Here is a 15997-nt window from a genome sequence, read left to right as displayed (position 1 = left end):
TTCTCAAGCCCCTCGGAATGGATGAGAGCTTTCGCGGAATTTATGCCGCGAAAGCCTCGTCGAGGAAAGCCTGCAGCTGGTTCATGTGCTTGGACATAAGGCCCGTCGCGGTCGCGGCGGAGGCGGGGCGGCCCACATAGCGCGGGCGATCCACCTTGGAGCCTGCCGTCTTGAGCACCCACTCGAGGTAGGGCTCGACGAACATCCAGGAGCCCATGTTCTTGGGCTCTTCCTGGCACCACACCACATCGGCCTTCTTGAAGCGGGCAATCTCGTTGGCGACGGATTTCGCCGGGAACGGATAGAGCTGCTCCACGCGCAGCAGGTAGACATCATCGATGCCTCGCTTCTCGCGCTCTTCGAGCAGATCGTAATAGACCTTGCCCGTGCAGATCACCACGCGCCGGATCTTGTCGTCCTTCACCAGCTTGATGCCGTCCGTGCCGCGCTGCGCATCGTCCTGCAGCACGCGGTGGAACGACGTTCCTTCCGCGATGTCGGCAAGCGACGAAGTGCAGCGCTTGTGGCGCAGAAGGGATTTCGGCGTCATCAGGATCAGGGGCTTGCGGAAGTCGCGCTTCAGCTGACGGCGCAGGATGTGGAAGTAGTTCGCCGGCGTCGAGCAGTACGCAACCTGCATGTTGTCTTCCGCGCACATCTGCAGGAAGCGCTCCAGGCGGGCGGAGGAGTGCTCCGGACCCTGTCCCTCGTAGCCATGCGGCAGCAGGCAGACGAGACCCGACATGCGAAGCCATTTGCGCTCACCCGACGAGATGAACTGGTCGAACACGACCTGCGCGCCGTTGGCGAAGTCGCCGAACTGGGCTTCCCACAGGGTCAGCGCGTTCGGCTCCGAGAGGGTATAGCCGTACTCGAAACCGAGCACCGCTTCCTCCGAGAGCATCGAGTTGATGACCTCGTAGCGGGCCTGATCGTCGGTGATGTGGTTGAGGTTGGTGTAGCGCTCCTCGTTCTCCTGGTCGGTGAGAACGGAGTGGCGCTGCGAGAAGGTGCCGCGCTCGCAATCCTGACCGGAGAGACGCACGCGGTGGCCCTCGACCAGCAATGAGCCGAAGGCGAGCGCTTCGCCCATGGCCCAGTCCAGGCCTTCGCCGGTTTCCATCATCTTCTTGCGGTTGTCGAGGAAGCGCTGGATCGTCTTGTGGACGTGGAAGCCCTCCGGCACGGAGGTCAGCGCCTTGCCGATCTTCTGCAGCATCTCCGACGTCAAGCCCGTCTGGCCACGGCGCGGATCGTCCTGATCCTCACGCACGGCCTTGAGGCCCGACCAGCGGCCATCGAGCCAGTCGGCCTTGTTGGGCTTGTAGTTGGAGGCGATGTCGAACTCGGCGTCGAGCTTCGAGCGCCAGGCAGCCTTCATCTCCTCGACTTCGGTTTCGGTGATGACGCCGTCGGCGATGAGTTTCTTGGAATAGAGCTCGATGATGCCGGGGTGCTGACGGATCTTGCGGTACATCAGCGGCTGGGTGAATGACGGCTCGTCACCCTCGTTGTGGCCGAAGCGGCGATAGCAGAACATGTCGATGACGACAGGCTTCTGGAAGCGCTGACGGTATTCGGTGGCGACTTTCGCCGCGAACACCACGGCTTCCGGATCGTCGCCGTTCACGTGGAAGATCGGCGCCTCGACCATCTTCGCCACGTCGGACGGATAGGGCGAGGAACGCGAGAAGCGCGGATCGGTGGTGAAACCGATCTGGTTGTTGATGATGAAGTGGATCGAACCACCCGTGCGGTGGCCGCGAAGGCCCGAAAGCCCGAGGCACTCCGCCACCACGCCCTGGCCCGCGAAAGCGGCATCGCCATGGATGAGGAGCGGCATCACCGCGCTGCGGTTATCCGGCGTGCAGCCGTGCTGGTCCTGCTTGGCCCGCACCTTGCCGAGCACCACGGGATCGACGATCTCCAGGTGCGAGGGGTTGGCGGTGAGCGACAGGTGGACGTTGTTGCCGTCGAAGGTGCGGTCGGAGGAAGCGCCAAGATGGTACTTCACGTCGCCGGAGCCTTCCACGTCGTCGGGGGCGAAGGAGCCGCCCTTGAACTCGTGGAACAGCGCGCGGTGCGGCTTGCCCATCACCTGCGTCAGCACGTTCAGGCGGCCACGATGCGCCATGCCGAACACGATTTCCTTCGTGCCCAGATTGCCGCCGCGCTTGATGATCTGCTCGAGTGCCGGAATGAGCGACTCACCGCCGTCCAGGCCGAAGCGCTTGGTGCCGGTATAGCGGACATCCAGGAATTTCTCGAAGCCTTCGGCCTCCACGAGCTTGTTGAGGATGGCGCGCTTGCCCTCCTTCGTGAAGGTGATCTCTTTATCCGGACCTTCGATGCGCTCCTGAATCCAGGCCTTCTCGACCGGGTCGGAGATGTGCATGAATTCGACGCCGAGTGTCTGACAATAGGTGCGCTCGAGAATGGCGACGATCTCGCGGATCGTGCCGAATTCGAGGCCGAGCACGTTATCGAGGAAGATCTTGCGATCCCAATCGGCTTCCGTGAAGCCGTAATGCGACGGATGCAGCTCCTCGTCGCTCGGAGGGGGATTGATGTTGAGCGGATCGAGCTTGGCATGCAGGTGGCCGCGCACGCGGTAGGCGCGGATGAGCATGATGGCGCGCACGGAATCGCGGGTCGCCTGCTGAACGTCGGCCTCGCTGATCTGCGAGCCTTTCGCGTCGGCCTTCGCCTTGATCTTGTCGCCGACGACCTTCTCGACCTGCGCCCAGTTGCCGTCGAGCGCAGAGATCAGCTCGCCATTGGCGGGAATCGGCCAGTTCGGCTTTTCCCAGGACGGGCCGTTGGCCGCCTTCTCGACAGCCTGCTTGTCGTCCTTCAACGCGCCAAAGAACCCCTGCCACTCGGCATCGACCGAGGACGGATCCTTCTCGTAGCGGGCCTGGAGCTCCTCGATATAGGACGCGTTCGCCCCATAGAGGAAAGCGGTGTTCAGGAAGTTTTCGTTGGCGTCTTGGCGTGCCATGGCAACCTACACATCAAAAAGGTGATTGGCCGCCCCGACACCGGGGCGACCTATTCTCGTTACTTACCCTTGAGAACCTCGACCAGGGTCTTGCCCAGTCGCGCCGGAGACGGCGAGACGCGTATGCCCGCGGCTTCCATCGCGGCGATCTTGTCTTCCGCGCCGCCTTTGCCGCCGGAGATGATCGCGCCGGCATGGCCCATGCGGCGTCCGGGAGGAGCCGTGCGGCCGGCGATGAAGCCGACCATCGGCTTCTTGCGGCCTTTCTTGGCCTCGCGGGCAATGAACTCGGCAGCCTCTTCCTCGGCCGAGCCGCCGATCTCGCCGATCATGATGATCGACTCGGTCTTGGGATCGGAGAGGAACATGTCGAGCATGTCGATGAACTCGGTGCCCTTCACCGGGTCGCCGCCGATGCCGACAGCGGTGGTCTGGCCGAGGCCTTCGTTGGTGGTCTGGAACACGGCTTCATAGGTCAGCGTGCCGGAGCGCGACACGATGCCGACATTGCCAGGCTTGAAGATGTTGGCTGGCATGATGCCGATCTTCGATTCACCAGCCGTCACGATGCCGGGGCAGTTCGGGCCGATGAGGCGCGACTTGGAGCCCACGAGCGAGCGCTTCACGCGCACCATGTCCTGCACCGGAATGCCTTCCGTGATGCAGACGATGAGCGGGATCTCGGCCTGGATAGCCTCGCAGATCGCATCGGCCGCGCCCGGAGGCGGAACGTAGACGACGGAGGCGTCGGCGCCGGTCTTCTCACGCGCTTCCATGACCGTGTCGAACACGGGCAGGTTCAGGTGCGTGGAGCCGCCTTTGCCGGGCGAGGTGCCGCCGACCATCTTGGTGCCGTAGGCGATGGCCTGCTCGGAGTGGAAGGTCCCGTTCTTGCCGGTGAAGCCCTGGCAGATGACCTTGGTGTTCTTGTCGATCAGAATGGACATCAGCTCGAACCTTACTTTCCGCCGCGCACGGCGTTCACGATCTTCTGGGCGGCGTCGTCGAGGTCGTCGGCGGGGATCACGTTGAGACCGGACTCGCGGATGATCTTCTTGCCCTCTTCGACGTTTGTGCCCTCAAGGCGCACGACCAGCGGAACCTGCAGGCCGACAGCCTTCACCGCGGCGAGAACACCGCGAGCGATGACGTCGCACTTCATGATGCCGCCGAAGATGTTGACGAGGATGCCCTTCACCTGCGGGTCGGCGGTGATGATCTTGAACGCCGCCGTGACCTTCTCTTCGGAAGCGCCGCCGCCGACATCGAGGAAGTTCGCCGGCTCTTCGCCGTAGAGCTTGATGATGTCGAGGGTTGCCATGGCAAGGCCTGCGCCGTTGACCATGCAGCCGATGGTGCCGTCGAGGGCGATATAAGCGAGGTCGTATTTGGAGGCTTCGATTTCCTTCGCGTCCTCTTCCGTGATGTCGCGAAGCGCGACCACGTCAGGGTGACGATACAGAGCATTGCCGTCGAAGGAGATTTTGGCGTCGAGGCACTTCAGGTGACCGTCCTGGGTCACGATCAGCGGGTTGATCTCGAGCATCTCCATGTCCTTCGCGGTGAAGGCCTTGTAGAGCTTGGAGACCAGATCCTCGGCTTCCTTGGCGAGCGGGCCGGTGAGGCCGAGCGCCTTGGCGACCGTACGGCCGTGATGGGGCATGACGCCGGTTGCCGGATCGACGGAGAAGGTGAGGATCTTCTCAGGGGTGTCGTGAGCGACCTGCTCGATATCCATGCCGCCTTCCGTCGAGACGACGAAGGCAACCTGGCCGGTGGCGCGGTCGACGAGCATGGAGAGATAAAGCTCGCGCTCGATGTCGGAGCCGTCCTCGATATAGAGGCGGTTGACCTGCTTGCCGGCATCGCCCGTTTGGATCGTGACGAGGGTGTTGCCGAGCATCTGCTTGGCGAATTCCTTCACCTCTTCCACGGACTTGGCGAGGCGCACGCCGCCCTTCTCGCCGGCAGCGGCTTCCTTGAACTTGCCCTTGCCGCGACCGCCCGCATGGATCTGGGACTTCACGACCCAGAGCGGACCGCCGAGCTTTTTGGCAGCGGCTTCCGCCTCGTCGGCGGAGAAGATGGCGACGCCGTTGGAGACCGGAAGACCGAACTCCTTCAGAACGGCTTTGCCTTGATATTCATGGATGTTCATTCGTTTCTCTCCGCATGTGCGGTTGAAAGACATGGATGGCCGGAGATGAACCCGGCCAAAACGTCACTGTGAATTAAGCGAGTGTCGAATTGATCTGCTTGCAGGCGTCGATGAGGCCCTGCACGGAGGAGACGGACTTCTCGAACATGGCCTTCTCATCGCCGGAGAACTCGACCTCGACGATGCGCTCGACGCCCTTCTCGCCGATCACGATCGGCACGCCGACGAACATGTCCTTCACGCCGTACTGGCCCGTCAGGTAGGCCGCGCAGGGCAGAACGCGCTTCTGATCCTTGAGGTAGCTCTCGGCCATCGCGATGGCGGAAGCGGCAGGCGCGTAGAAGGCGGAACCGGTCTTGAGCAGGTTGACGATCTCGCCGCCCCCTTTACGGGTGCGCTCGACCATGGCGTCCAGCTTTTCCTGGGTCGTCCAGCCCATCTTCACGAGGTCGGGCAATGGCACGCCAGCGACCGTGGAATAGCGAACCAGCGGCACCATGTCGTCGCCGTGGCCGCCAAGCACGAAGGCGGTCACATCCTTCACAGAGACGTTGAACTCTTCAGCGAGGAAGTGGCGGAAGCGGGCCGAGTCCAGCACGCCGGCCATGCCGACGATCTTCTCAGGCTTCAGGCCGGAGAACTTCTGGAGCGCCCACACCATGGCGTCGAGCGGGTTGGTAATGCAGATGACGAAGGCGTTCGGGGCATATTGCTTGATGCCGTTGCCGACAGCTTCCATGACCTTCAGGTTGATGCCGATCAGGTCGTCGCGGCTCATGCCGGGCTTGCGCGGCACGCCGGCGGTCACGATGATCACATCGGCGCCTTCGATGGCGGCGTAATCGTTGGCGCCCTTGTACTTGGCGTCGAAACCGTCGACCGGCGCGGATTCCGCGATATCGAGACCTTTGCCCTGGGGGATGCCTTCCGCGATGTCGAAGAGAACGACGTCGCCGAGTTCCTTCAAGCCGACGAGATGGGCGAGCGTACCGCCGATCTGGCCTGCACCGATGAGCGCGATCTTTTTCCGGGCCATGGTCTGTCCTTGGGTGTTGTGAAAGCTGGGGCCTTGTGAAGTGTGGCGCTGTTTGACTCAGAAATGGGTCTGCTTCAAGCCAGCAAAAGGTTAACCTGCAAGGCTTTAGAGCTATCGAGCGAGGCCGTACAGCGTGGCCATTCCTGTTTAGTCCGCCTTATCAGCTATTTAGAAGCTTTGTTGCGGCTCCGAATTTTCTGTTACAATTTTTGAAATTTGTAACTTAACTTATACGGTCCCGATATCCAGGGACCGAAGAATGACCCTGATCATCACCGCCAGCCGCTGGTCCAGAAGGTCCTGGGGAACCTCGGCATCGAGCCTGACGGTCAGGGGGTTAATGAAGCGGTAGACCGCGTCGCTGATGAAGGCGACCGCCCTCTCTCGGTCTCTGGGGTCGAACTTACCCGTCGTGATCCCCTCGTCGAGCACCCGCTCGATCAGCGCCCGCATGCGGGAGCGGTGCTTGCGGACCAGAGCCCGTGAGGTCTCGGTGGCGGAGCAGAGCACATCGAAGAGATGGCGGTCTTCCTGCAGGAGTTCCCGGTGGGCATGCGCCCAGGCATGGATCAGGCGCTCCAGCTTGTCGTCGGTGGGGTCGGGAGCATCCGCGATGTCGGCGATGGTGGCCTCTAACCGCCGGAGCCATTGGCCGGCGACCGCATCGATCAAGGCTGCTTTTGAGGCGAAGTAGCGATAGACATTGGCATGGGTCATGCCTGCCGCATCGGCGATGCTGACCACCGTTACGTTTTTAGGGCCGAAGCGCTTGAGCTGATCGGCGGCGATGGTCAGCAGCCGCGTCTCCACCGGCATTGTATGGCGCACGTTCTTCATGACATCCGGTCTGAGGTGGCCCTGGCGTGAAACGGGATCGGTCAGGAGCCTCGTTAGCATGAAGAGAGGATGCCGGGCCAGAATGGATCGCTTGACGGGCCGGGTTCGCTTCACACCTATTGTTCAGGCCATCAGCACCCAGGGTCCGCCGTGACGAAACCTGTGCCGAGACATCGTAGATCCCTCTTCAACCTGCTCGGCCCCGGCCTGATCACGGGTGCGGCGGATGACGACCCAAGCGGAATCGCCACCTACTCCCAAGCCGGCGCCCAGACCGGATTCGGCCTGCTGTGGACGGTTTTCCTGACCACGCCCTTCATGACGGCCATCCAGATCATCAGCGCCCGCATCGGCGCGGTCACGGGACGCGGGATCGCGGCCAACGCCAAAATTATCTATTCGCGCTCTCTCGTCTTCGCGCTGATCGCCCTGCTCTGCGGCGCGAACATCATCAATATCGCGGCGGACCTGACGGCTATGGGCGAAGCCCTGCAGATGCTGGGCGGCGGCCCTCCTCACATCTATGCCGCCGCCTTCGGCCTGTTGTGCCTCACGCTCGAGATTTTCATCTCGTACAGGCGATATGCGCCTTATCTCAAAAGCCTGACACTCGCGCTCTTCGCTTATGTGGCCGCCGCCTTCAGCATCAATGTGCCCTGGGGCGAGGTGTTCACGGCGACGTTCATTCCGCGCCTCTCCTTCACCGCCGATTACTGGTTCCTCGTCGTTGCAATCCTCGGCACCACCATCAGTCCCTATCTCTTCTTCTGGCAGGCTGCCGAGGAGGTGGAGGAGGACAGGCTGAAGCGCGGCAACAGCTTCAAACGCTCGCCTCAGCGGGCGCAGGCGCGGCTGAAGGAAATCAGCCTCGACACCTGGATCGGAATGGCGTTTTCCAACCTCGTGGCCTTCTTCATCATCGTCACGACGGCGGCCACTCTGCACAAGGGCGGCGTCACCGACATTCAAACAGCCTCGCAGGCGGCCGAGGCGCTACGTCCCATCGCAGGGCCGTTCACCTTCTTCGTGTTCGCTGCCGGTATCATCGGAACAGGATTGCTGGCCGTGCCGGTTCTCGCAGGTTCCGCCGCCTATGCGGCGGCCGATGCTTTCGGATGGCGCAGCAGCCTCGAATTGACGGTGATGCAGGCGCGCGGCTTCTACCTGATCCTCGGCGGCGCCACATGCCTTGGCATTCTTCTGGCGTTCCTGCGCATCGATCCGATCAAGCTGCTCCTGTGGAGCGCCGTCATCAACGGCATCGCGGCAGCTCCCATCATGGCCATGATGATGGGCATCGTCACCAGCAAGCGCGTGCTGGGAGAGTACACGGTGAAGACTTGGCTCGCCTGGGCCGGATGGGGCGCGACGGCGCTCATGGGGCTGACCGTCTTCGCCCTGATCGCCAGTCTATTCCTCGCCTAACGCGATTTTAGGTCTCGACCAGACCCTCGGAAGTGCCGGACACCTCTCGTCCATGCGGAAGCGTGAGATAGCCTTCCGAGCGCATTTCGATGAGGCGCGACACCGTGCGATCGAACTCGAAGGCTTCGCGCCCGCTATCGGCCCGATAGAGTTCCGGCGCTTCTGCTTCGGCGGAGGCGAGAAGCTTCACCTTGGCGTCGTAGAGCGCATCGATCAGCATGATGAAACGCTTGGCCTCATTGCGGCGCTCGAAGCTCATGACCGGGATGTTTTCCAGAACGACCGTATGGAACTCCTCGGCTACGGCGAGGAAGTCGCTGGCGGCGAGGGGCTTGGAACAGAGATCCTCGAAGGAGAAGCGCGCCACGCCGCCCGCCGCCTGCGGCACCTCGACGGGATGGCCCTTCACGGTAAGGGTGAGCGGCTTGCCCTGCTCCCGGCCCGTGAGGCTCTTGAAGGCGCGTGTCAGCGCTGCGCGGGAGATCTCATCGGCGGGAGCGTAGAAGACGGGGCTGCCCGCGAGCTTCTCGAGCCGGAAATCGGTGCGCGATTCCAGCTTCACGATCTCCATTCGCTCCTGCAGCAGATCGATGAAGGGCAGGAAGAGCGAGCGATTGAGCCCGCCTTCGTAAAGCCGGTGAGGCTCCACGTTGGACGTGGCGATCACCACGACGCCACGGGCAAAGAGCGCCGTAAAAAGCCGCCCGAGGATCATGGCGTCGGCGATGTCGGTGACCGTGAACTCGTCGAAGCAGAGCACCCAAGCTTCTTCGGCAAGAGCCTCGGCCACCGGGGCGATGGGATCGTCTCCCTTTACCTCGCCGGTCTTCAGTTTCTGGCGGAAAGCATGGATGCGCTCATGAACATCGGCCATGAAGGCGTGGAAATGGACCCGGCGCTTGCGCCTGACCGGCAGTGCCTCGAAGAACAGGTCCATGAGCATGGTCTTGCCGCGCCCCACCGAGCCCCAGACATAGAGGCCTCTCAGTGGGGCAGCTTGCGTCTTCTTGCCGAACAGCCAGCCTAATGCGCTGGGCTTGCGCGCGAGGCGCACTTGGCCGAGAGCTTCGGCAAGAGCCTCCAGCTGCCGCAGCAGCTTCACCTGCGCGGGATCGCGCTCGATGGTTCCGGCGGAGACCAGAGCATCGTAGCGGGCTGTGATGGAATGGGGCGATGGGAGATGGGTATCGGTCACGGATCAACCGATAGCGTTCCGCTCCGTGAAGCGCAAACGAAGAGAGCGGATTGCGGCATGTGTTTCACGCAATCCGCCCCAGTGATTTTTAAAGGCTAACTTATCGGGAGAGCGACAGCGGGGCACCGGATTTGGCGAGCACGCCCGACAGCGCGGAGGACGAACCCCGCAGGCGCGCAGCCACCGAGCCGCCGGTCTGGTAGAGATAGACCTCGCCGTCGCGGTAATCCCACGCATTGACCTTGGACAGGTCCTGGTTCGAGCAGCCGGAGGCCGAGGCCCGATAGAGATCGAGAGCGGGCGAGCTCGACAGCGAGACGCGGCAGGAGGCGCCGGAGGCGTCGCGCACCGACCAATTGCCGATCATCGAAGTGCGGCTGGCGGGAGCGGAAGGCGCGGGAGCAGCAACTGGGGGTGCGGCGGCCATGTCCATGCCGGGAGCGGATGGGGTCATGCCCGGCGCGGCGCCGACCGGCGGCAAGGGCTGGCCTTCGATGGGAGCAAGCGGCGCGGATTCGACACCGCCGGAGGGGATCGCCTCGATCGGATCGGGAGCCACAGGCGCGGCGGCAACACGCCCCTGCGAGCCACCGAACCCGCCCAGGCGGCTGGACGTACATGCCCCGAGCGCCAGGACGGCGCAGAGGGTGGCGGTGAGGGCGTAACCACGGGATGTCGGTGCGATCATTGCGGCAAGTGCTTCTCGTTTCGGGAGGAAAGTCTTCTGGGCTAGCTTGAAATGGCAGACATCACGGGCGTGTCAAGCCAAGACGGTCCTGCAATGTTCTCAATGCGCTGAGCTGCGCATCGTTCGGCGCGCCATTGGCCGCGACAATCCGTTTGGCCATCTCATGGACATCCGCCCGCTCGGAGGGCTGCAGATTCTCATGCCAGAGCTTGGCGAAGCGCAGGGACAGGATGTTCGGGTCCGTCGTGTGGCTCGCCACCCATTTCGAGAATGTGAAGATCTCTTCGACCGCGACCAGCCCCATCGTATGCTGCATCTCGGCCTTGATTGCCTCCTCGGAGGCTGTGCTGAGGCTGCCGCGCTCAGCCGCAAGCGAAATCAACATGGCCACGACCGCTGCAGCCGGATCCGTCACCGCCTCGATGGGAGAATTCTCGTCTCTCGTAAAGAACTGCTTGCGCCGATAAGCCTGACGGGCCCGCTGCGCCGCATCTACAAGTCTGCCCGCAACGCCACCTAGATTGCGTGTCCGGTAAAACCAAAAAGCAGCGACGCCCAGGGTGCCGAGGAGGGCGAAGAGAGCAGGCATAAAGAAACTCCGGACCCGATCCAGCAGATCAGGCCCGGAGTGTTACAATGAAACATATCGGTTAGGCTAGATTTATTATCGCTTTTAGACTGCCCGCGCGATCATCATCTTCTTCACCTCGGCAATGGCCTTTGCCGGGTTCAGGCCCTTCGGGCAGGTGTTCGCGCAGTTCATGATCGTGTGGCAGCGATAGAGCCGGAAAGGATCATGCAGGTTGTCGAGGCGCTCGCCGGTGGCTTCGTCGCGGCTGTCGATGAGCCAGCGATAGGCCTGTAGGAGAGCGGCCGGACCGAGGAAGCGGTCGCCGTTCCACCAATAGCTCGGGCAGGAGGTGGTGCAGCAGGCGCACAGGATGCACTCGTAGAGGCCATCGAGCTTGGAGCGCTCTTCCGGCGTCTGGCGCCACTCGGTCTCGGGCTCCGCCGTCTCCGTCTGCAGCCAGGGCTCGATAGAGGCGTGCTGGGCGAAGAAGCTCGTGAGATCCGGCACCAGATCCTTCAGCACCGGCATGTGCGGCAGCGGATAGATCTTGATCGCGCCCGATCCGCAATCGTCGATGCCGAGCGTACAGGCCAGCGTGTTGCCGCCCATGATGTTCATGGCGCAAGAGCCGCAGATTCCTTCGCGGCATGAGCGGCGGAAGACCAGCGTCGAGTCGACGTTGTTCTTGATCCATAACAGCGCGTCGAGAACCATCGGGCCGCAATCGTCGCGGTCGACATAATAGGTGTCGATGCGCGGATTGGCGCCGTCATCCGGGTTCCAGCGATAGATGCGGAATTCCTGGACGTTTGAGGCATCGGCTGGCTTCGGCCAGGTTTTGCCTTCGGTGTACTTGGAATTTTTCGGGAGGGTGAACTGGGCCATGTCGTACCTTACAGGTCACTGGTTGGGATTAGCCGGCGGCGCCAATACGCCCCCAAGCACAAACCAAAAAGAATAGGGGGAATGAAGGAGCCTATGAAGACGCGCGGCAAGCGGATCTCATAGCCCTCATCAGGAAGGGCAAAGAAGATTCCCAGAATGACAGAGAGAAACGTGCTGATAGCAATTGCTAACCCGCTCCAGCGCTTAGCCAGAAAGATCGCAAGCAACACTGAAAGCAGAGTTACAACTGTCCAGCACAGCACAACTACTCGAAGCCAAGTCGGGCTATCCTCTAGTATATAGAATTTAAGCCACAGCATCCCCATCGTTGCCGCGTACGCCGCACCTGCCAGCACCGCGCCGCTTATGAGGCCTAAGCGATTTATGAAGCGGTAGCGATGCATGGCAGCAAGTCTCTCAATCTCAATACACGCGAGCCTTAGGCTCGATGTACTGGATGTCGTTCGACATGGTGTAGGTATGCACCGGACGGTAATCGAGCGTTACCTTGTGAGAGGTGTCGTCGAGCCAGGCCAGCGTGTGCTTCATCCAGTTCTTGTCGTCGCGCTCGGAGAAGTCCTCGCGGGCATGCGCGCCGCGGGATTCCTGACGGTTGGCGGCGCCTTCCATGGTGACGACGGCCTGTCCGATGAGGTTGTCGAACTCAAGCGTCTCGAGAAGGTCGGTGTTCCAGATGAGCGAACGGTCCGTGATCTTGATGTCGGCGGAGGCGCTCCACACGTCGTGGATGAGCTTCTTGCCCTCGTCCAGAACCTCGCCGGTGCGGAACACCGCGCAGTTGTTCTGCATGGTCTTCTGCATCTGGAGGCGCAGCTCGGCGGTCGAGGTGGAGCCGTTGGCATAACGGAACTTGTCGAGGCGCGAGAGCGCGAGATCGTCGGCGCTCTTCGGCAGGTCCGCATGACGCGCATTCGGCTCCAGGATCTCGGCGCAGCGAAGACCCGCCGCGCGGCCGAACACCACGAGGTCGATGAGCGAGTTCGAGCCGAGGCGGTTCGCGCCGTGCACGGACACGCAGGCCGCTTCGCCGAGCGCCATGAGACCGGGCACCACCGTGTCCGGGTTGCCGTTCTTCAGCGTCAGCACTTCGCCATGATAGTTCGTCGGGATGCCGCCCATATTGTAGTGAACGGTCGGCAGAACCGGGATCGGCTCCTTCGTCACATCGACGCCCGCGAAGATCTTCGCGCTTTCCGAGATGCCGGGCAGGCGCTCGTGCAGGATCTTCGGGTCGAGGTGATCGAGATGGAGGTAGATGTGGTCCTTGTTCTTGCCCACGCCGCGACCGGCGCGGATCTCCATAGTCATGGCGCGGGAGACGACGTCGCGGGAGGCAAGGTCCTTGGCGGAGGGCGCATAGCGCTCCATGAAGCGCTCGCCTTCCGAGTTGGTGAGGTAACCGCCCTCGCCGCGCGCGCCCTCGGTGATGAGGCAGCCCGAACCATAGATGCCGGTGGGGTGGAACTGCACGAACTCCATGTCCTGCAGCGGCAGGCCCGCGCGCAGCACCATCGCGTTGCCGTCGCCCGTGCAGGTATGGGCGGAGGTGGCTGAGAAATATGCGCGTCCATAGCCGCCCGTGGCGAGGATCGTCATGTGGGCGCGGAAGCGGTGGATCTCGCCGGTCGACTGGTTGAGCGCGACGACGCCGATGCAGCGCCCGTCCGAATCCATCATCAGGTCGAGCGCGAAATACTCGATGAAGAAGTTCGTCTGGTTGCGGACAGCCTGCCCGTAGAGCGTGTGCAGGATCGCGTGGCCCGTACGGTCGGCGGCGGCGCAGGTGCGCTGCGCGGTGCCCTTGCCGAACTCGGTGGTCATGCCGCCGAAGGGACGCTGGTAGATCTTGCCTTCCGCCGTGCGGGAGAAGGGAACGCCCCAGTGCTCCAGCTCATAGACTGCGGCGGGCGCATTGCGCACGAGATACTCGATAGCATCCTGATCGCCGAGCCAGTCGGACCCCTTCACGGTGTCGTACATGTGCCAGCGCCAATCGTCCGGGCCCATGTTGCCGAGCGAAGCGGAAATGCCGCCCTGCGCCGCGACCGTGTGCGAGCGCGTGGGGAACACCTTGGTGATGCAGGCGGTGCGAAGGCCGGCCTGCGAGCAGCCGACAGTGGCGCGAAGACCCGCGCCGCCGGCACCCACGACCACCACGTCGAAGGTATGGTCGATGATGGTATAGGCCTTGCCGTTCGTTGCTTGAGCCATGAGAGAATTCCTTAAACCAGAATGCGGCCGAGGCTGACCTTGAGAATGGCGTAGAGGCAGGCCACTCCGATGATCGAGGCATAGAAATTGTTGGCGATCGTGGCGACGATCTTGAGACCCTTGTCGTGGACATAATCGTCGATCACGATCTGCATGCCGAGCCGCATATGGTTCGCTACCGAGATCACCGCGAGGATCAGGATGATCGCGATGAGCGGATGCGAGATGACGGCGATCGCTTCCTGATAGGACGGCGAGCTTGCCAGCGCCGCAACGATGATCACGAAAGCGATGATGAGCGGAACGTTCGCCACCGCCGTGACGCGGTGCATCCACCAATGCTCGACGCCGTGACCGGCTGCGCCAAGGCCCTTCACACGGGCAAGCGGGGTGCGCATGGAAACGCGGGTATCAGCCCTGTTGTCGGCCATGTGTCCGTCTCCTTAGAACGCGAGGAAGGCGATCACCCAGATCGCAAGGGTGAGCACAATGGAGCCGACGAGGGTGAAGCGGGCCATGTTGATGCGCTGGGCCGGTTCCATGCCGTAGCCGAAATCCCACACGAGATGGCGCACGCCGCCGAGCATGTGGTGCATGAGAGCCCAGGTATAGCCGAAGAGGATCAAGTAGCCGATGGGCGAACCGAAGAACCATTGCACGGCGTCAAATGCCGAGGGGCCGGAGGCCAGGGCGACAAGCCAGATCGCAAAAAGCGCGATGCCGAAATAAAGAGCCGATCCCGTGATGCGATGGACGATGGACATCGCCATCGTCCAGCTCCAGCGATAGACTTGAAGATGTGGGGACAGGGGCCTCGGGGCCAGCTTCGCCTCAGCCATGGCAATCACTCCTGATCGGCGACGTAACGTCGCCCGTAGTTTGGAATGGTTCGTAACGGAAGCGCGGGGACACCGCAATGCGCCTTCTGCCCAAGTTTGTGACAAACGGCATACTTCGTCATTTGCGAAGTGTGCCCCACCCCTTCTCAAGGCACAATTTTTAATTACTCTTATCTACCTTCGCGAATGACGAAGAAAGCTTATGTTATTCGACCTGACCGATCTCAGTCTCTTCCGCCATGTGGTCGAGGCGGGCAGCATCACCCATGGGGCCGAGCGGGCCAATCTGGCGCTCGCCGCAGCCAGCACCCGCATCCGCAACATGGAGAAGTCGCTCGGCGCGCCCCTTCTCCTGCGCAATCGCCAAGGCGTGGTGCCGACTCCCGCCGGGCGCACTCTGCTCCAGCACGCACGAACCCTGCTCGCCCAGGCCGAACGTCTGCGGGAGGATCTAGGCTCCTTCACCGGCGGCCTGGCGGGCCAGATCCGAATCCTCTCCAATACCAATGCCCTCACCGAGTTCCTGCCCGAGGCGCTGAGCGCGTTTCTGGCCAAGCATCCGCAGGTCTCCATAGACCTCGAGGAGCGCCTGAGCGACGAGATCGTCGGCCTCGTCGCTGAAGGTGTCGGCGATTTCGGCATCGTGGCGGGCACCGTCGATACGGGCCGGCTCGAAACCTATCCCTTCCGCAGCGACCGGTTCGTGCTCGTGGTGCCGAACGGACACCCCCTCGCCTCCCGCGCCAGCATTTCCTTCGCCGAAGTGGTCGACCACGATTTCGTCGGCCTCGACCGCGCCAGCGCCCTCCAGCGCTTCCTTGCCGGCAAGGCGGCCCGCATCGGCAAGCCGATCCGCTTGCGCGTTCAGCTCCGCAGCTTCGATGCCGTCTGCCGCATGGTGGAGGCCGGCGTGGGCTTAGGCATCGTGCCCGAAACCACCGCCCAGCGCGCCGCTCGCACCACAGCGATCGGCATCGTCGATCTCGACGATTCCTGGGCCGCTCGCGACCTGACTTTGTGCATCCGCTCCCTCAAGGACCTCCCGCCCTCGGCGCGGCAGCTGGTGGAGCATTTGCGGGAACGCCCCTGAGATCAGCGGAAAAAGCAGCTCCCCTGTAACGTTGCCTTCA

The 15997-nt window shown here is 62.6% G+C and carries 15 protein-coding genes; 2 read left to right on the top strand and 13 right to left on the bottom strand.

All coding sequences use genetic code 11. The annotated features are described in order from the left end of the window. Positions 1–40: 40 nt before the first annotated feature. From AB4Y85_RS12650 to AB4Y85_RS12630, 5 genes are all read right to left on the bottom strand, one after another. A complete protein-coding gene (locus AB4Y85_RS12650) occupies positions 41–3001 on the bottom strand; it encodes a 2-oxoglutarate dehydrogenase E1 component (RefSeq protein WP_441985254.1) in 2961 nt (986 codons plus the stop codon). A gap of 59 nt (positions 3002–3060) precedes the next feature. Further along, complete coding sequence (sucD, locus tag AB4Y85_RS12645; RefSeq protein ID WP_441985253.1) at positions 3061–3948, bottom strand: succinate--CoA ligase subunit alpha; 888 nt, start codon at positions 3946–3948, stop codon at positions 3061–3063. A gap of 11 nt (positions 3949–3959) precedes the next feature. Then, positions 3960–5159, bottom strand: a complete 1200-nt coding sequence (gene sucC, locus AB4Y85_RS12640; RefSeq protein WP_441985252.1) for an ADP-forming succinate--CoA ligase subunit beta — start codon at positions 5157–5159, stop codon at positions 3960–3962. Between the two features lie 73 nt (positions 5160–5232). Further along, complete coding sequence (gene mdh, locus AB4Y85_RS12635) at positions 5233–6195, bottom strand: malate dehydrogenase (RefSeq protein WP_441985251.1); 963 nt, start codon at positions 6193–6195, stop codon at positions 5233–5235. A 228-nt stretch (positions 6196–6423) separates the two neighbouring features. Continuing rightward, positions 6424–7092, bottom strand: a complete 669-nt coding sequence (locus tag AB4Y85_RS12630; RefSeq protein WP_441985250.1) for a TetR/AcrR family transcriptional regulator — start codon at positions 7090–7092, stop codon at positions 6424–6426. A 90-nt stretch (positions 7093–7182) separates the two neighbouring features. Here AB4Y85_RS12630 and AB4Y85_RS12625 point away from each other — a divergent pair, with 90 nt between their 5' ends. Next, positions 7183–8457 (top strand): NRAMP family divalent metal transporter, encoded by a 1275-nt coding sequence (locus AB4Y85_RS12625; RefSeq protein WP_441985249.1) that lies wholly within the window; start codon positions 7183–7185, stop codon positions 8455–8457. A gap of 7 nt (positions 8458–8464) precedes the next feature. Here the strand turns inward: AB4Y85_RS12625 and zapE are convergent, their stop codons facing one another. The 8 genes from zapE to sdhC all read right to left on the bottom strand — a co-directional run bounded on the left by zapE (position 8465) and on the right by sdhC (position 14867). Continuing rightward, positions 8465–9652, bottom strand: a complete 1188-nt coding sequence (gene zapE / locus AB4Y85_RS12620; RefSeq protein WP_441985248.1) for a cell division protein ZapE — start codon at positions 9650–9652, stop codon at positions 8465–8467. 100 nt (positions 9653–9752) lie between these two features. Next, positions 9753–10340: an AprI/Inh family metalloprotease inhibitor gene (locus AB4Y85_RS12615; protein ID WP_441985247.1), complete on the bottom strand. Its 588-nt coding sequence runs from the start codon at positions 10338–10340 to the stop codon at positions 9753–9755. A 61-nt stretch (positions 10341–10401) separates the two neighbouring features. Further along, the gene (locus AB4Y85_RS12610) at positions 10402–10929 is read right to left on the bottom strand and encodes a hypothetical protein (RefSeq protein WP_441985246.1); all 528 of its coding nucleotides are present in this window, start codon (positions 10927–10929) and stop codon (positions 10402–10404) included. Between the two features lie 84 nt (positions 10930–11013). Continuing rightward, entirely contained in the window at positions 11014–11796 is a 783-nt protein-coding gene (locus AB4Y85_RS12605) for a succinate dehydrogenase iron-sulfur subunit (protein ID WP_441985245.1), read from the bottom strand. 8 nt (positions 11797–11804) lie between these two features. Beyond that, positions 11805–12200, bottom strand: a complete 396-nt coding sequence (locus AB4Y85_RS12600) for a hypothetical protein (protein ID WP_441985244.1) — start codon at positions 12198–12200, stop codon at positions 11805–11807. Positions 12201–12219: 19 nt separating this feature from the next. Further along, on the bottom strand, positions 12220–14028 hold the full coding sequence (sdhA, locus tag AB4Y85_RS12595) for a succinate dehydrogenase flavoprotein subunit (protein ID WP_441985243.1): 1809 nt from the start codon (positions 14026–14028) through the stop codon (positions 12220–12222). A gap of 11 nt (positions 14029–14039) precedes the next feature. Next, entirely contained in the window at positions 14040–14459 is a 420-nt protein-coding gene (sdhD, locus tag AB4Y85_RS12590) for a succinate dehydrogenase, hydrophobic membrane anchor protein (protein ID WP_441985242.1), read from the bottom strand. 12 nt (positions 14460–14471) lie between these two features. Next, complete coding sequence (sdhC, locus tag AB4Y85_RS12585; RefSeq protein WP_441985241.1) at positions 14472–14867, bottom strand: succinate dehydrogenase, cytochrome b556 subunit; 396 nt, start codon at positions 14865–14867, stop codon at positions 14472–14474. A gap of 202 nt (positions 14868–15069) precedes the next feature. Between sdhC and AB4Y85_RS12580 the strand changes: the two genes are divergently transcribed. Then, complete coding sequence (locus AB4Y85_RS12580) at positions 15070–15957, top strand: LysR substrate-binding domain-containing protein (protein WP_441985240.1); 888 nt, start codon at positions 15070–15072, stop codon at positions 15955–15957. Positions 15958–15997: the final 40 nt, after the last annotated feature.

Source organism: Microvirga sp. 2YAF29 (assembly GCF_052114605.1).
Taxonomy (GTDB): domain Bacteria; phylum Pseudomonadota; class Alphaproteobacteria; order Rhizobiales; family Beijerinckiaceae; genus Microvirga.
This window is presented reverse-complemented; position numbering and strand designations above follow the sequence as displayed.

Bases quoted from the DNA above. Each gene is read 5' to 3' on its own strand.
- AB4Y85_RS12650 (WP_441985254.1), bottom strand. From the start codon at position 3,001: ATGGCACGCCAAGACGCCAACGAAAACTTCCTGAACACCGCTTTCCTC.
- sucD (WP_441985253.1), bottom strand. From the start codon at position 3,948: ATGTCCATTCTGATCGACAAGAACACCAAGGTCATCTGCCAGGGCTTC.
- sucC (WP_441985252.1), bottom strand. From the start codon at position 5,159: ATGAACATCCATGAATATCAAGGCAAAGCCGTTCTGAAGGAGTTCGGT.
- mdh (WP_441985251.1), bottom strand. From the start codon at position 6,195: ATGGCCCGGAAAAAGATCGCGCTCATCGGTGCAGGCCAGATCGGCGGT.
- AB4Y85_RS12630 (WP_441985250.1), bottom strand. From the start codon at position 7,092: ATGCTAACGAGGCTCCTGACCGATCCCGTTTCACGCCAGGGCCACCTC.
- AB4Y85_RS12615 (WP_441985247.1), bottom strand. From the start codon at position 10,340: ATGATCGCACCGACATCCCGTGGTTACGCCCTCACCGCCACCCTCTGC.
- AB4Y85_RS12610 (WP_441985246.1), bottom strand. From the start codon at position 10,929: ATGCCTGCTCTCTTCGCCCTCCTCGGCACCCTGGGCGTCGCTGCTTTT.
- AB4Y85_RS12605 (WP_441985245.1), bottom strand. From the start codon at position 11,796: ATGGCCCAGTTCACCCTCCCGAAAAATTCCAAGTACACCGAAGGCAAA.
- AB4Y85_RS12600 (WP_441985244.1), bottom strand. From the start codon at position 12,200: ATGCATCGCTACCGCTTCATAAATCGCTTAGGCCTCATAAGCGGCGCG.
- sdhA (WP_441985243.1), bottom strand. From the start codon at position 14,028: ATGGCTCAAGCAACGAACGGCAAGGCCTATACCATCATCGACCATACC.
- sdhD (WP_441985242.1), bottom strand. From the start codon at position 14,459: ATGGCCGACAACAGGGCTGATACCCGCGTTTCCATGCGCACCCCGCTT.
- sdhC (WP_441985241.1), bottom strand. From the start codon at position 14,867: ATGGCTGAGGCGAAGCTGGCCCCGAGGCCCCTGTCCCCACATCTTCAA.
- AB4Y85_RS12580 (WP_441985240.1), top strand. From the start codon at position 15,070: ATGTTATTCGACCTGACCGATCTCAGTCTCTTCCGCCATGTGGTCGAG.